Annotated in this window: 14 protein-coding genes; all 14 read right to left on the bottom strand. The window is 70.9% G+C overall.

Annotated features, from left to right (window positions below):
* Positions 1-81: 81 nt before the first annotated feature.
* Genes AMYNI_RS0136210 through AMYNI_RS0136145 form a run of 14 tightly spaced genes read right to left on the bottom strand, consistent with a single transcriptional unit; the run spans position 82 to position 13986 of the window.
* Complete coding sequence (locus AMYNI_RS0136210) at positions 82-1110, bottom strand: methyltransferase (protein ID WP_245574091.1); 1029 nt, start codon at positions 1108-1110, stop codon at positions 82-84.
* Positions 1111-1154: 44 nt separating this feature from the next.
* Positions 1155-1679, bottom strand: a complete 525-nt coding sequence (locus AMYNI_RS0136205) for a quercetin 2,3-dioxygenase (protein WP_020673010.1) — start codon at positions 1677-1679, stop codon at positions 1155-1157.
* 26 nt (positions 1680-1705) lie between these two features.
* Positions 1706-2953: a beta-ketoacyl synthase N-terminal-like domain-containing protein gene (locus AMYNI_RS0136200; protein ID WP_020673009.1), complete on the bottom strand. Its 1248-nt coding sequence runs from the start codon at positions 2951-2953 to the stop codon at positions 1706-1708.
* The gene (locus AMYNI_RS0136195; protein WP_020673008.1) at positions 2953-4677 is read right to left on the bottom strand and encodes a polyketide synthase; all 1725 of its coding nucleotides are present in this window, start codon (positions 4675-4677) and stop codon (positions 2953-2955) included. Before AMYNI_RS0136195 ends, AMYNI_RS0136200 begins: the two co-directional genes overlap by 1 nt.
* Complete coding sequence (locus AMYNI_RS0136190; protein WP_020673007.1) at positions 4674-5423, bottom strand: polyketide synthase; 750 nt, start codon at positions 5421-5423, stop codon at positions 4674-4676. Before AMYNI_RS0136190 ends, AMYNI_RS0136195 begins: the two co-directional genes overlap by 4 nt.
* Complete coding sequence (locus tag AMYNI_RS46145) at positions 5420-6190, bottom strand: enoyl-CoA hydratase/isomerase family protein (RefSeq protein WP_020673006.1); 771 nt, start codon at positions 6188-6190, stop codon at positions 5420-5422. The genes AMYNI_RS0136190 and AMYNI_RS46145 overlap by 4 nt, the downstream gene beginning before the upstream one ends.
* The gene (locus tag AMYNI_RS0136180) at positions 6172-7413 is read right to left on the bottom strand and encodes a hydroxymethylglutaryl-CoA synthase family protein (RefSeq protein ID WP_020673005.1); all 1242 of its coding nucleotides are present in this window, start codon (positions 7411-7413) and stop codon (positions 6172-6174) included. The genes AMYNI_RS46145 and AMYNI_RS0136180 overlap by 19 nt, the downstream gene beginning before the upstream one ends.
* Before the next feature lie 13 nt (positions 7414-7426).
* The gene (locus tag AMYNI_RS0136175; RefSeq protein ID WP_020673004.1) at positions 7427-7693 is read right to left on the bottom strand and encodes a phosphopantetheine-binding protein; all 267 of its coding nucleotides are present in this window, start codon (positions 7691-7693) and stop codon (positions 7427-7429) included.
* Complete coding sequence (locus AMYNI_RS0136170; RefSeq protein WP_040406197.1) at positions 7690-7947, bottom strand: acyl carrier protein; 258 nt, start codon at positions 7945-7947, stop codon at positions 7690-7692. The genes AMYNI_RS0136175 and AMYNI_RS0136170 overlap by 4 nt, the downstream gene beginning before the upstream one ends.
* A 2-nt stretch (positions 7948-7949) precedes the next feature.
* The gene (locus tag AMYNI_RS46140; RefSeq protein ID WP_020673002.1) at positions 7950-8999 is read right to left on the bottom strand and encodes a 3-oxoacyl-ACP synthase III family protein; all 1050 of its coding nucleotides are present in this window, start codon (positions 8997-8999) and stop codon (positions 7950-7952) included.
* Positions 8996-9652, bottom strand: coding sequence for a hypothetical protein (locus tag AMYNI_RS0136160; protein WP_020673001.1), 657 nt, complete (start codon positions 9650-9652; stop codon positions 8996-8998). The genes AMYNI_RS46140 and AMYNI_RS0136160 overlap by 4 nt, the downstream gene beginning before the upstream one ends.
* Before the next feature lie 2 nt (positions 9653-9654).
* Positions 9655-11370: a thiamine pyrophosphate-binding protein gene (locus AMYNI_RS0136155; protein WP_020673000.1), complete on the bottom strand. Its 1716-nt coding sequence runs from the start codon at positions 11368-11370 to the stop codon at positions 9655-9657.
* The gene (locus tag AMYNI_RS0136150) at positions 11360-12544 is read right to left on the bottom strand and encodes an aminotransferase class I/II-fold pyridoxal phosphate-dependent enzyme (protein WP_020672999.1); all 1185 of its coding nucleotides are present in this window, start codon (positions 12542-12544) and stop codon (positions 11360-11362) included. The genes AMYNI_RS0136155 and AMYNI_RS0136150 overlap by 11 nt, the downstream gene beginning before the upstream one ends.
* On the bottom strand, positions 12541-13986 hold the full coding sequence (locus AMYNI_RS0136145; RefSeq protein WP_245574090.1) for a coproporphyrinogen-III oxidase family protein: 1446 nt from the start codon (positions 13984-13986) through the stop codon (positions 12541-12543). The genes AMYNI_RS0136150 and AMYNI_RS0136145 overlap by 4 nt, the downstream gene beginning before the upstream one ends.
* Positions 13987-14069 lie beyond the last annotated feature (83 nt).

Here is a 14069-nt window from a genome sequence, read left to right as displayed (position 1 = left end):
CCTCCCCGCTTGCCAGGCGTTCCAGGATAACCGGCAGTTGCGGCAGAACAGGCGGAATCGACGGCGGTATCAGGCACTGGGTCAGTCCGGCAGCGGCACCGCCTCCAGCACGCTCATCGGCGAAGCGGTGGCGGTGACGCCGTTGCACTTCAGGCCGGCTTCGGCGAGCAGTTTCGCGTACTCGTCCTCGGTCCGTTCCTGGCCGCCGAGGACCACCAGCAGGGTGAAGTCCATCGCGTGCCCCGGATGGCTCCCGCCGCCCGGCGGGAGCACCCGCTCCACCAGCAGCAGGCGGCTGCCGGGCGACATCGCCTGACGGCAGCCGCGCAGGATGCGCACGGCCTCCTCGTCCGGCCAGTCGTGGATGATCGACTTCAGCAGGTAGATGTCGCCGTCACGCGGTATCTCCTGGCCGAAGAAGTCGCCCGCGGTGAAGGTCAGACGGTCGGTGACCCCGTCCGCGGCCGCCTGTGCCGCCGCCGCTTCGGCGAGGTGCGGCTGGTCGAACACCACGCCGGTGCTTTCCGGGTAGGCGCCCAGGATCGCACCGAGCAGCGTGCCGGTCCCGCCGCCGACGTCGACAAGGCGCCCCGCGCCACCGAAGTCGTAGGCGTCCAGCAGCGCGGCGGTCTCCAGCCTGCTCGCGTCCGCCATCGCGGAGTGGAAGTGCGCGCTCTGGTCGGGATGGTCCTGCAGGTACTCGAACAGCGGCTTCCCGAAGGACCGGGGAAAGGCGGGCTCGCCGGTTTTCAGGCTGTACATGGCATCGGCGTACACGGGCAGGAAGAGCTTGGCGCTGAGCAGGGTCGCCTTCACCGACCGCGGATGGTCCGCGCGCAGCTCCGCGCCGGCCGGGGTCAGCTCGAACCGGCCGTGCTCGACTTCGGTGAGCACCCCGGAGCCGGCGAGCAGCCGCAGCAGCCGGTACAGCGCCGGGCGGTGGGTTTCGGTGGCCGTCGCCAGCTCCTCGGCGCTCCGGCCGCCATCGGCCAGCAGATCGGCGATGCCAAGCTCGGCGGCCAGCTGAAGCGCGCGCGACTGGATGAACCCGTCGTGCGCGGCCATCAGCAGGCCGCTGCCTTCGGCTGCTTCTGTTGTCTGTTGCGACATTTCTTTTCCTATCGGGGTGAGGGATTCGCGCGGCGGGGCTCGGCTCAGTTGCCGGGGCCGCCGGGGCCGCCGGGGTCACTGGGACCACCGGGGCCGAAACCAGCCGGCATCGAGATGGTCATGCCGTACTCCGGGGCCAGCTCCACCGCGGCCCGCAGCTGGTCCGGGTTCATCGCGGGCGGCTGCTCGCCGGGTTCGGCGGGGCTGCCCACCCTGGCGAAGTACTCGTCCATCCCGCCCGGCACGTAGGTGGTCACCGTCCGGCCGACCTCCTCGCCGACATTGCGCACCGCGTGCACGGTGTCGCGTGGGATGAAGACGAAATCCCCCGGCCCGGCCACGATCTCCCGATCGCCGAGCACGAAGGCCAACCGGCCGGCGAGCACGTGCACGGTCTCGTCCTCGTTGCTGTGCGAGTGCGGCGGCGGCCCCTCCCCCGGCGGCACAGTGATCTCGATCATGCTGGTCGCGCCGCCGGTGTCCGCCCCGGTGGTCTTGATCGTGTGCAGGCTGTCGCCGATCCACACCGACTTGCCGGTTCCCGCGGGAATGTGGCGAGGTTCTGTCATCTCGTTCTCCTGTTTTTCTTCGGATGTCAGGGTTTTACGGACCGGAGCACGAGTGCCGCGTTGATCCCGCTGAACGCAACGCTGTTCGAGACCGCGATCCGGAGGTCGGCCTTTTCGGTGGACGTCCCCAGCAGCCCCAGCCCGGGGTCGATCGGGTCGTGCAGGCAGGGGTTGCCGTGCACGAAACCGCCGCGCAGCTGGAGCACCGTGGCGATCAGCTCGTGCAGCCCGGCCGCGCTCAGACAGTGCCCGGTCAACGGCTTGGTCGAGTTCACCAGTGTCCGACCGGTCCGACCGGTCCGACCGAACACCTCCGCGAGCGCCTCGGCTTCGACCGGGTCGCCCGCCACCGAACCGGTGCCGTGCGCGTTCACGTAGTCCACCTCGGCGGGTTCGACCCCGGCCGAAGCCAGCGCCGAGCGCAACGCCCGCACCTGCCCTGCGGCATTCGGCGCGGTGCCGCGGCGGGCGTCCAGCCGTTGCCCCCAACCGGCCACCTCGGCCAGCGCCTCGGCTCCCCTGCGACGCGCCGCTTCCGCGCTTTCCAGCAGCACCGCCGCGGCGCCCTGGCCGTAGACGAACCCGCTGCGGGCGCGGTCGAACGGCCGGCAGAGCTCGGCCGGTTCGGCGTCGCCATCGGCACGTGCCATGGCGCCGCTGGTCTGGAAGGCTCGGAACTCGGCGGCCGACAGCTCGGCCACCGGCGCGACCACCAGGCAGCTGTCCAGTTCGCCGGCCGCGATGAGCCGGGCGCCGAGCAGCGCGGCGACCGTGCCGCTGGCCGAGGCGGCACCCGTGGTCCAGCCCTCCCCCGCCACCCCGGTCGTCTCGCTGACGGTGCCGACGGCGTCGGTGTCCAGGTGGTTGAGCGCGTGCGACGGGCGCATGCTGCCGGGCCGTTCGTGGAAGCGGCGCAGCGCTTCGGCGTGGTAGTCCAGGGCCAGGTTGTTGCCGGCCACGATCAGTGCGGTCTCGTCGGTGTCGGTGAGCCCGGCGTGGCGGACCGCCGCCAGGCCAACGCAGGCCGCGGTCCGCGCGGGCAGCGCAGCCCGGCGGGTGGCCGCGTGCAGCCGCTCGGCCGCGGCGGGGTCGCCGGCAAGGTGCCGTTCGGCCCAGCCGGCCACCGAGAACTCGGGCAGCCAGCCGCCGGCCATGCCCTCCCGCACTCGGATTCCACCGCGCACGGCGAAAAGCGCGTCGGTGAACGCGTCAAGGTCCTCGGCAACGGCGTTGAGCACGCTCGCGCCGGTGACCACCACCCCGCTGGGTCGCACTAGGACCTGCCCGTCTGCGGCTGCCGTGGCACGAACCCGAGCGAGGTGCGGCGGAACGGGTAGCCGGGCAGGGTGACGCGGCGCTCCGGCGGCCGGTGCCACAGCCGCCGCCAGTCGAACGTTCCGCCTTCGAGCCACCCATCGCAGTCCTGCAGTTCCCGCACCGGCTCGCCGGACGCGAGCGAGCGCAGGCCGGCCCGCAGCTCGTCGAGCGAAGAAGCGGGAACGACGCGGCGATGCGCCAGATGTTCCCGCCCGGTCTGCAGGGTCCAGGCGATCGCCGCGAACTCGTCCGGCTTCGCGCTGTCGAGGAAGTCTGCCAGCCGGTTCGCCACCCGGGTGAGCGACTCGGCGTCGGTCGCGCTCAGCGGTACCGGCAGCAGCGACTCCACCGGTGACGGGCTGCCGTGCCCGGTCGCCTGAGCGGGCGCTTCTTCGAGTACGACGTGCCCGTTCGAGCCGCCGAGGCCGAACGAGCTGACCCCCAGCCGGCGCGGGGACGAGGCCGATCCCGGCCAGTGCAGCGCGGGTGCGGCGGTGTCCGGCTCCTGCGCCCGGACCTCCAGATCCGGCTCCATGGCGAGGATTCCGCCGCTGGCCGGGATCTCCTCGTGCCGCAGGATCAGCACCGCCTTGGCCAGGCTCACCGCGCCGGCCGCCCCTTCCAGGTGACCGAGCACCGACTTCACCGAACCGATCCACAGGTTGCCCGCCGGACCGGCGAACCGACCGGGCGGCCCGCCCGCGCGGCCGCGACAGAGCTCACGAAGTCCCTCCAGCTCCGCGCCGTCCATCTTCGTGCCCGTCGCGTGCGCCTCCAGATATCCCAGCGACGCCGGGTCGATCCCGCCCTGTGCCAGCGTTTTGCGCAGCAGCCGGGCCTGCGAGCCGGGATCGGTCTTCACCGGTCCACCGCACCGGCCGTCGTGGTTCGCCGCCACTCCCCTGACTACGGCGAGCACCGGGTCACCGGCGTCGAGCGCGTCGTCAAGGCGCTTGAGCACGAAGCACACGACACCCTCACCACGGACGTAGCCGTCGGCGTCCGCGGCGAACGGGCGGCTACGGCCGGTGGGCGACAACGCACCGAGATAGGACAGCGCGCTGGAGAACCAGCCACCGATGCACACGTTCGATGCGCCGACGAGCGCCGCGTCGATCTCCCCCGCCCGCAGGCCGCTCGCGGCGAGCGAGAGCGCGCTCAACCCGCTGGAGCACGCGGTGTCCACGGTCATGCTCGGCCCGCGGAAGTCGTACTGGTAGGACAGCCGGTTGGCCAGGTAGGTGGTCACGCTGCCGACCATCGAGTACCGGTCCATCGTGCCGCTGCGCACCGTGGAGTCGCGGAAGTCGCTGGTGGCGGAGGCGACGAAGACACCGACGTCCTGGCCGGCGAGGCTGCCGGGCGGGATACCGGCCGACTCCATCGCGTGCCAGCTCGTCTCCAGCAGCAGCCGCTGCTGCGGGTCCATCCAGACCGCGAGCCGCGGTCCCACGTCGAAGAACTCCGCGTCGAAAGTGTCCACATCGGACATCAGGGCGGCGGTGAGCCCGCCGGTGCCGACGGTCTGCTCGTCGTAGCCGGACAGCCGTTCGGCCGGCACCGGCCCGAACTTCGGCCGGCCCGCGCTCAGCGTCTCCCACAGTTCGTCCACGTCGCTGCCACCGGGAACCCGCGACGCCATGCCCACCAGTGCGAGCGGAGCCAGTCCTACCGCGCTCATCGTGCGATCTCCTCCACGTCGCCGTACTTCTGGGCCACCAGATGGGAAAAGGCGGCCGAATGCCAGGACTGCTCGTGCGGGCCGGTCTCCGCCGCGATCGCCTCGTCGCTGCGGGCCAGCGTCTGCGCGGCGAGCTGCCGCTTCAGCAGTTCGAGCGCGGGCCGTGGCGCACGGGCGATGCCGCGGGCGAGTTCCAGCGCTTCGGGCAGCACCTGCTCGTGCGCCGTCACGCGAACCGGCGCCGAACGCGCCCGCAGCTCCGCGCCCCGGTAGCCCCTGGCGGTGTAGAGCATCTCCGCCCCGAGCACCGGACCGAGCTTCTCCGGGAGCAGCCAGGTGGTCCCGTACTCCGGCACCAGCCCGTAGTTCAGGTAGTTCGCCGCGTAGTGCGAACGTTCCGACAGCACCTGGACGTCGGCGTACAGGCCCTGCGTCAGCCCACCGCCGATCGCATGGCCCTGCATCGCGGCCACCACCGGCAGCGGGCAGTGCAGGAACGCACGCACGTAGGGCTCCACGTTCTCCCGCTCCGGCTTCAGCAGGTACTCGCGGCTCGCCCCGCTGGCGAACACCGATGCCATCCCGGCGACCGCCACCACGTGCACCGCCGGGTCCGCGACCGCCGCGTCCAGCGCGGTGCGCAGGCCGTCCGCCAGCGACGCGGAGATCGCGTTGCGCCCTTCCTCGTCGGCGAGCGTGACCAGCGCGACCCGGCCGGTGACCGCCACCGAGACCGGGCCGCTCACGGAATCAGCCCCAGCCGGTGCAACTCGCCGATCTTGGCGACGAACGCCGGATCCTCGACGGTCCGCCGCAGCAGCCCGATCGCGTAGCCGGGGTAGTTCTTCGGCAGTGGCCGCAACTTCCGCCGGCACGCCTTCAGCTCGGCGTACCCTGCCCGCGACGTCCGGCGCAGCGCCGGCAGCACCCGCGCGGCGACCTCCCCCGGATCGGTGAGCAACTCGTCCACCAGGCCCTGTTCGACGGCGACCTGCGCGTCGATCTCCTCGGTGCTCATGGCCAGCCGCATCAGCTTCTGCTCGCCGAGGCGTGCCAGCACGAACGGCATGATCAGCGCGGGCACCAGGCCCAGCGTCAGCTCGGTCAGCCGGAAGGTCGCCGCTGGACCGGCGAAGACCAGGTCGCAGGCGCTCACCAGGCCGACCCCGCCGCCGGTCACCGGCCGCGCGACGGTGGCCACGGTCATCAGCGGGCTGTCCGCCCACGCGGTCAGCAGCTCCCAGAAGGCGACGCTGACCCGCTCCGCCTCGTCCGGGTCACCGACCAGGCGGCCGAGGTCGACCCCGGAGCAGAACGTGCCGCCGGCGGCGCTGAGGATCAGCGCTCGGCACTTGCGGGATCGCTCTGCTGCCCGCAGTTCCGCGGTAAGCTCGTCGATCGTCTCCTTCGACAGCGCGTTGCCCGCATCGGCGCGGTTGAGCCGCAGGTGCGTGAACACGCCCTGCCGTTCCACTACGACCGCGGGTGCGGTGTTCACCGCGGCGACAGCCATGTGTACTCCCTGCGGTAGTCATGGATCTCGGTCAGCACGGCGCGCGGGCGGTCACCGCGGCCCCAGCCGGCGAGCCGTTCCGGGTCGGTCTTCGCCTGCATGGCACCGAAACCGATCTCGGACATCGCGGCCAGCGCGGCGTCGTACTCCTCGGCGGACAGCCGCGTGCGGGCCTCGAACTCGTCGCCCAGCCCGAGTCCCGCCAGCCGGGAACGGGCACCGGGCAGCACCCTGGCACCGAAGAACTCCGAGGAACAGCCGGAGCCGTAGCTGAACACGCCCATCCGGAGCTCGTCGTCGCTCGGCGCGTACGCGATCGCGCTCAGCATCGCGAGCAGGGTGGTGGCCGCGTAGATGTTGCCCACCTGCTCGGGCAGCCGCAGCGACTGCGCGACCCGGCGCTCGAAGTCCTCCCGGTCACCGCCGCGCTCCAGGTCGGTGAGCTTCCGCATCGCCGAGCGGTGCGCGCCCCGGACCATGCCAGGAAACGGGGTGTGCATGGCCAGCAGGTCGAACGAGCGGAGCAGGTCGGCGCCGGGGTTGCGGTCGGCGTAGTCGGCGAAGGAACCGACCAGGCAGTCCAAATAGGACATCAGGGACAGGTCGGTGTCCATCACGTCGACGTCGCCGCGCGGCCGGAAGAAGTCCGGGGTCTCGTAGCTGTAGCACCCGGCGGGCCCCTCGTCCATGCTCAGCATCCGGGGGTTCTCCGCGACCAGTGCGGCCACCGCGCCGACGCCCTGACTCGGCTCCATGTACGTGCTGGGGGCGGGTACCGGCACGTCCGCCGCGATGACCAGCGCCGTACTGCCCGGCTCGGTGCGCACCAGCGACGTGGCCAGCCGCAGCGCGGCCACGCCGCCGTAACAGGCTTGCTTCACCTCGAACAGCCGGCACTGGCGGGGCAGGTCGAGCAGCCGGTGCACCTGCGCGGCGGCCGATTTGGACAGGTCCACAGCGGACTCGGTGGCCACCACCACCGTCCGAACAGCGGCCCGTTCCCGCTCGCTCAGCGCGTCCACCACCGGACGGGCCGCGGTGGCGGCGATCGCCACCACGTCCTCCCCCGCACCGGCGACCCCCTTGTGCCGCATGCCCAGGTTGGCCAGCCGCGCCGTGTCCAGGTCGCGCAGCGCGAACACGTCGCCAACGTCGACGCCGGCGCTCCCGCAGTACACGCCGGCCGCGTCGATCCCCACCGGGACCGATGGCCCGTCGTTCATTCGTTCCGGCCTCTCAAGAAGTCACCCGGTCGAGCTCGGACACCAGCGCGTCGACGAGGCCGCCGATGTCGCGTACGTCCGTGAGCAACTCGGGGTTCAGTTCCAGCTCCAGCTCGTCCAGCGCGGCGACCACGATGTCCAGCCGTTCCAGCGAATCGCAGCCGAGATCGCGCATGCTGCGGTCGGCCCTGATCTCGCCCTCGTCGATCTCCGGGCAGACCGCGACGATGTTTTCGCGCAGCACGGCGAAAACGGCGGTCGAGTCCGGCCGGACCGTCATGGCGCGGCCTGGCCGGCGACCACCTGACCCCGGACGTGCTCGATGAACGCCTTCGGGGTCTTCCACTCGTAGAGCGACTCGATCGTCTCCGCCACGCCGAGCTGCGCCTTGACCTGCGCGACGAACTCCACCGCGAGCACCGAGTCCAGCCCGAGCGCCTCGAACTCGGCGTTCCGGTCGACCTTGCTCACGTCCAGGTAGAGCACCTCGGCCAGCAGCTCCATGACCTTGTTCTCGATGCTCTCGACTTCCATGCTCACGACCGTGTCTCCTCGCTGCCCGCGACCGCGGGCGATTTCCCTTGTCCCCAGCGGACGACCGCCGCCGAGGCCATTTCCCCGGCACCGGCGAACCCGGCCAGCACCAGCAGCGATCCGGCGGACAGCGCGCCGGCCCTGATCGCGTGGTCCAGGTTCACCGGCGCGCCGGCGCCGAACAGGTTCCCGTACCGGTCGAAGGTGTCGAAGTGCCGCTCCGGCGGGACACCGAGGTCACGGGACCAGTTCCGCAGCAGCAACCGGTTCGGCTGGTTGGTGATCAGCAGGTCGATCTGGTCGACGCCGACACCGGCCTCGTCGCAGGCCTGCCGCACCACCTCGGGCACGATCTTCGTGCCGCGCTCGACGACGTTCTCCGCCTTCTTGCTGTCGAACCTGATGTCCATTTCGGCGCTGCCCGGTTCCCAGTACAACCTGCCGTCGTCGAGCGCGATGCCCACGTCGGGGGCGTATTCCGGGTAGTGATGCACCGCGGTCGCCAGCACCGGCGACTCGTCCGACGCCCGCACCAGCACCGCCGCCGCGCCGTCACCCGGCACCGACGCGTGCGCCGACACCCGCACGGTCGGCTGGGTGAAGATCTTGCCGGCGGTCTGCCCGACGCACAGCAGCGCGCTACGGGCGCCTTCCTTCTGCAGCAGCGTGCCGGCCAGGTCGAGCAGGTGCGGCAGCACCGAGCAGTGTCCATTTTGGACATCGAGAATGGTGGACGGGCGCAGCCCGGCGCGCCGGGCCACCTCCGCGCCGGATCCGAGGAACGGCACGTCCGGCAGCCCGTTATACGTGATCAACACGTCGACGTCCTGGATCGCTTCCAGGCCCTGCCGTTCGGCGAGCGCGGCCACCGCCCGCTCGATCAGGTCGGCGCCGGTCTCGTCCCGGCCGGCGTAGCGGCGGAACTCCGGGGCGCGGAACATCGGGTGCCGCAGCAGCGGGTCGTCGGGACGGGCGTAGCGCTCGAAGTACTCCCGGCCGACCTCGTTCTCCGGCAGGTAGCTGGCCGAGTCGATCAGGCTGACCTGCTTCATCGGGCCACCGCCTCGGCCCGGCCGGACACGATCGGGATCCCGTTGCGGTGCCGGTGTTCCAGGATGGCCTTGAGGTTGTCCAGCTCCACCTGGTGACCGGGGGCGAACTGCGGCCACAGGTCACCGACCCAGAAGCTCCTGCCTTCCGGTGCCAGCTCGGGATACGGGTTCTCCGCGTAGTACGGGTGGTAGCAGTTGGTCCACAGCAGCACCGATCCCGGCCGCTTCAGCACCACCTCGGCCGGCACGATCCGGAACAGGTACACCATCCACAGGTCCTCGCCCTGGTCCCAGGCCGAGTGGTAGTCCACGGTCAGCGCGTCGCGCTTGGCGTCCACCCGCACGAAGATCCTGGTGTTGTCGCCGACGGTGTCCCAGCCGGTGTATAGGCCCGGCTTGCCGTCCACCTCCTCGACCTCGCGGACGCTGTAGGTGAACTCCTCGTGGCTGTAGACGTCGGCCAGGTAGTCGAACACGTCCTCGGGCGGGCAGTCGATGTAGGTCTCCAGGGTGCAGTACCTGCCGTAGACCTCCTCCCGCGAGTAGGTCTCCTTGGCCGCCTCGGCCACCTGGCGCATCAGGTCGTCCCGGCTGACGTTCTCGTACCGGACGAGCCCGGGGATCTCGGCCAGCCGTTCTTCCGCGTCACGCATGTTCAGGGTGTCCCCTCGGTCGGGCCGGTTCGCGCTGCTCCCGCGAACGGCAGGTAGGGCGGCATCTCGTCGAGGCGCATCTCGATCGACACCAGGTTCGGCGACCGCGACGCGGCGGTCTCGGCCAGGAATTCCGCCAGTTCGTCCAGCCCGCGCACGGTCCGCGCGCGGATGGACGGGAACAGGGCCGCGACGCCGCCGCCGATATCGCTGTCGCGGAACCTGTTGTACGGGCCGACGTGGTCGTAGAAAAGCTCCTCGCGGGAGGCGCAGGCGGCGTGGCCGTTGTTGTTGAACACCACGAAGGTGATCGGCAGGTCGTGCTCCACCGCCGTGTGCACCTCCATGCCGTGCATGAAGAACGACCCGTCACCGGCCAGCACGAAGGTCCGCCTTCCGGTGCCGAGCGCGGCCCCGATCCCGGCGCCGAAGCTGAATCCCATGCCACCCATGCCCAGCGCCAGCAGGTACCGGCCCTGGCTCGGGGCTGGCAGGAAGTGCAGCACCCCGCAGCCGGTGTTCCCGGCGTCGGACACCACCACCGCCGACTCGGGCACCGCGTCGGCCAGTGTCTCGACCACTTCGCGCAGCGCCATCTTCCCCGGCTCGGACCGTTCGTGCGGCAGATACGCGAGCCCCGGATGCTCGGGGACCGGCGGCGACCCGTACTCCGCCGTCAACCGCTCGGTGATCGACGGCAGGCTCAGCCGAAGATCGGCCACCACCGCCATGACCTCCCGTCCACCGTCCACATAGGGCGGTTCCGGATTCAGGCAGACCACGGTCCGGCCGGCCAGCTCGGCCTCCAGCCCGGCGCGGGCCACCTGCGGGAAACGGGTGCCGACGAGCACGCAGACCGTGGTCTCGGCCAGCCTGGCCGGCACGCTGGGATGGCCGTTCGCCCCGGCCACCCCGACGAAACGCGGGTCCCGGTTGTCGAAAGCGTCCTTCGCGTCCGGTTCGACGGCGACCAGTGCGCCGGCGGCCTCGGCGAAACGCGCCAGCTCGGCGCGGGCGTCCGCGCGGACCACACCCGCACCGGCGATGATCAACGGCGCGATGCCCGTCCAGCTGGCCTCCCCCAGCACCCGGATCACCCGCCGGTCGGGCGGCCCGGCCGGGCTGGCACCCTCCACCGGGGCCGGGCCCGCTTCCTCGGCGGAGAACGGAGCGCTCTGCACGTCCTTGGGCAGCAGCAGCACCGCGGGACCGGGACCCGCCAGCGCGGCCTCGACCGCGCGGGGCAGCAGGTCGGCGATCTCATCGGGCTTGTCCACCCGCGCGCAGAACCGGGACACCGGCGCGAACAGGGCTGGCCCGTCCAGCGAGCCGGCGAGTCCGCTCTGGTCCTGGAAGGCGCCCCGGCCTTCCAGGGCGGTCGGCGGCTGGCCGATGAGCGCGATCACCGGAACACCGGACGCGTACGCCTCACCCAGCGCTGGCACCAGGTTCAGCGCGCCCCCGCCGGAGGTGACGGCGACCGCGGCGAGACCGCCACCGGCCCGGAAATGGCCGTCCGCCATGGCACCGGCGGAGAACTCGTGCTTGCCGATGACCGCGCGCAACGCGCCGTCGCGACGGGCCACCGCGTCGTAGACGTCCTCGATGTTCGCGCCGTGCACGCCGAACACATGCCGCACTCCGGCGACCGTCTCCAGGTGCTCGACTATGTGGTCGGCCACCGTGCGCGGCCGGTCCTGGCTGGACTCACCGGCCACTGTTGACTACCTCCGCCAGTGTCCGCAGGCCGTGCTCGATCGCATCCGGCGACTCGGTGACCCCGATCCGCAGGCTGGAGCGCGCGTGCGCGGTGTGCCACAGCTCCGGCAGGTAGAACGGCGTGGACGGCGCGATCAGCACGCCCCGCTCCTCCAGCTCGTAGAACAGCTCCGAAGTGGAGCCGCGCAGCTCGGGCAGGTGCAGCCAGCGGAACTGCCCGCCGTCGGAGGCGTGCAGCTGGTACGGCACCTCGAAGGCGTCACCGAGCACCGCTTCGATCAGCTCGTGCCGTTCGCGGTAGGTGGCGCGCAGGCCGGTTTCGCAGAGTTCGACGTACCGCGTGCCGCTGAGCAGGATCGACACCACCGACTGCACCAGCTGCGGCGGGAAGGTGGACACCTGCGCCTGCATGCCGGCCAGTTCGGCGATGATCGGTGCCGGTGCGAGGACGAACCCGATCCGCTCCCCCGCCAGTGCCGCCTTGGAAAAGCTCTGCACCAGCACCACGTTGTCGCCCCACGGCAGGCCGAGTTCGCGGAAGGACAGCCCGGGAATGATCGGCGCGTAGGCGTTGTCCAGCACCAGCAGCGCGCCGACCGCCGCGCACTCGCGCGCCAGCCCGGTGATCAGCTCGTCGTCGATCACGTTGCCGGCCGGGTTGCTCGGCCGGGAGACGAACACCGCGCCCACCGAGCCGTCCACCGCGCCGATCGGCGGCAGGTAGCGGAACTCGCGCTCGCCCTCGGCACGCACCACCGACGGCACCATTTCGTACTTCAGGTGCGGATGAGTCCGGTAGCCCGGGTACTCGGGCCCGAAGAACAGCACGCTCTTGCCGCGCCGGGCGACCAGCTCGGACAGCGAGTGGAACACCGACTGGGCGCCGGGGGTGATCAGCACCTCGGCCTCGGTGATCGGCAGCGCGAACCGCTCGCCGTAGAGCCCGGCCAGCTGTTCCCGCAGCACCACGTCGCCGAGCACCCCGTGGTACTGGCTGAGCCGGCGACCGACATCCGGCCTGGCCAGCGCCTCGCCGTAGGCCGCCCGCACGGTGTCCAGCAGCTCCGGATGGTGCAGGGGCATCCCCGTCGCGAGGTTGGCGCGGTACCCGTCGACGGCGAGCAGATAGGGGACGATGTCCTGCCAGTCCTCGACCCCCCGCACCGCCGTCATCGCGGCGCCTTGTCGCGGTAGTGGTCCACGATCCCGCCGGGAGCGTCGATCCGGCCGATCGGCGAGTAGTCGTAGCGGTCCAGCGGGTCCGCCGACGGGGACAGGATGAGCTCGTTCACCTCGGCCACCTTGGCCATCACCTCGTCGCTGGCGAACAGGTAGCCGATCCCGTCGGCCACCGTGCTGCCGAGGTCGGTCAGGCTGAACCGGGAGCCGGACACCTCGATCAGCCCGTTCTCCTCGAGCCTGCCGAGCTCGGCGGCGAACAGCTTGCTGCCGTCGATGCCGAAGGTGCGTTCGAGCTGGGCGAAGTCGACGCCGCCGGAGCGGATCCCGAACATCGCCGAACGGCGCAGCCGCTCCTCCGGCACCAGCGTGTGCCCGCGCCAGACCGGGGAGAGCCCGGCATCCACGTCCTTGAGGTACTGGGAGGTGTCGCAGATGTTGTAGTACTGCGTGCCGCCGACGTAGCCGAAGCTGCTGACCCCGATGCCGACCAGGTTGTCCTCTTCGATCGCGTCGAACTTGTTCTGCTGCTGCCGGGAATGGACCGGGTCCTTCGAGTAGTAGAAGATCGGCCCGCGGGAGAAGCCAACCGACTTGAGCAGGTACTCCGCCATGTAGTGCATCTTCAGCCGGTCGAACTCGTCAGGGAAGATCTCCGGCTCGCGGATGTACTGCCTGGTGATCGGGTCCGAGCGCTTGAACATCAGCGGGAAGATGTTGAACTTCGTCAGCCCGAGCCCGAGCAGCTCGACGATGGTGTCGTACCAGTTCCGCAGGTTCTGCCTTGGCAGGCCGAAGATCAGGTCCACGTTGAGGTTGTCGATCCCCCGCTCCCCGAGCATCTCCAGCAGCCGGTGCACCTCCGCCTTGCCGTGTCCCCGGTTCAGCTTCCGCAGCACGTCCTCGTCCATCGACTGGATGCCGAAGACCCAGCGGTTCACCCCGCCCTCGGCGATCGCGTCCAGCCGTTCGGCGTAGTCCGGCTGGCGGACCACGCCGGGGTGCAGCTCGAAGGTGATCTCGGTGTCCGGCGAGGTGCCGACGTTGCCCCACAGGTGCTTCATCAGGTCGGCGAGCTGATGCGGTCGCAGGTAGGACGGGGTGCCGCCGCCGAAGTAGACCGACGAAGCGTGCAGCCCGCCGCTGACCTGCGCGGCCACCGACTCCCGCGCCATCGTGATGTCGCGCTTCAGCGTCTCGACGTACTTGCCGACGCGCGCCTCGTCGGAGTTGATCTCCTTGTGGAAATGGCAGAAGGTGCAGTACTGCTCGCAGAACGGAATGTGCAGGTAGACGTTCTGCGACGCGGTCACCCCGCGGAAGACCTCGTCCGCCTCGATGTCGTGCAGGTACTTCAGCGGCGGATAGGTGCCGACCAGGTAGTACTCGAGCGGCGTGCGGTAGACACCCAGCTCGCGCATGCGTGCCAGTGGCATCGCCCGTACCTGCGCCTCGGCGTAACGCACCACCTCGGAAAAGGCCGGCAACGTGCCGACGGGCCCTGTATTGGAAGTGCCAA

The sequence above is a fragment of the Amycolatopsis nigrescens CSC17Ta-90 genome, assembly GCF_000384315.1.
Classification (GTDB): domain Bacteria; phylum Actinomycetota; class Actinomycetes; order Mycobacteriales; family Pseudonocardiaceae; genus Amycolatopsis; species Amycolatopsis nigrescens.
The sequence above is the reverse complement of the archived record's forward strand: the minus strand, read 5'-3'. Positions and strand labels throughout refer to the sequence as shown.

Coding starts and splice junctions, on each gene's coding strand:
- AMYNI_RS0136210 (WP_245574091.1), bottom strand. CDS start 1,110: ATGTCGCAACAGACAACAGAAGCAGCCGAAGGCAGCGGCCTGCTGATG.
- AMYNI_RS0136205 (WP_020673010.1), bottom strand. CDS start 1,679: ATGACAGAACCTCGCCACATTCCCGCGGGAACCGGCAAGTCGGTGTGG.
- AMYNI_RS0136195 (WP_020673008.1), bottom strand. CDS start 4,677: ATGAGCGCGGTAGGACTGGCTCCGCTCGCACTGGTGGGCATGGCGTCG.
- AMYNI_RS46145 (WP_020673006.1), bottom strand. CDS start 6,190: ATGGCTGTCGCCGCGGTGAACACCGCACCCGCGGTCGTAGTGGAACGG.
- AMYNI_RS0136180 (WP_020673005.1), bottom strand. CDS start 7,413: ATGAACGACGGGCCATCGGTCCCGGTGGGGATCGACGCGGCCGGCGTG.
- AMYNI_RS0136175 (WP_020673004.1), bottom strand. CDS start 7,693: ATGACGGTCCGGCCGGACTCGACCGCCGTTTTCGCCGTGCTGCGCGAA.
- AMYNI_RS0136170 (WP_040406197.1), bottom strand. CDS start 7,947: ATGGAAGTCGAGAGCATCGAGAACAAGGTCATGGAGCTGCTGGCCGAG.
- AMYNI_RS46140 (WP_020673002.1), bottom strand. CDS start 8,999: ATGAAGCAGGTCAGCCTGATCGACTCGGCCAGCTACCTGCCGGAGAAC.
- AMYNI_RS0136160 (WP_020673001.1), bottom strand. CDS start 9,652: ATGCGTGACGCGGAAGAACGGCTGGCCGAGATCCCCGGGCTCGTCCGG.
- AMYNI_RS0136150 (WP_020672999.1), bottom strand. CDS start 12,544: ATGACGGCGGTGCGGGGGGTCGAGGACTGGCAGGACATCGTCCCCTAT.
- AMYNI_RS0136145 (WP_245574090.1), bottom strand. CDS start 13,986: ATGCCACTGGCACGCATGCGCGAGCTGGGTGTCTACCGCACGCCGCTC.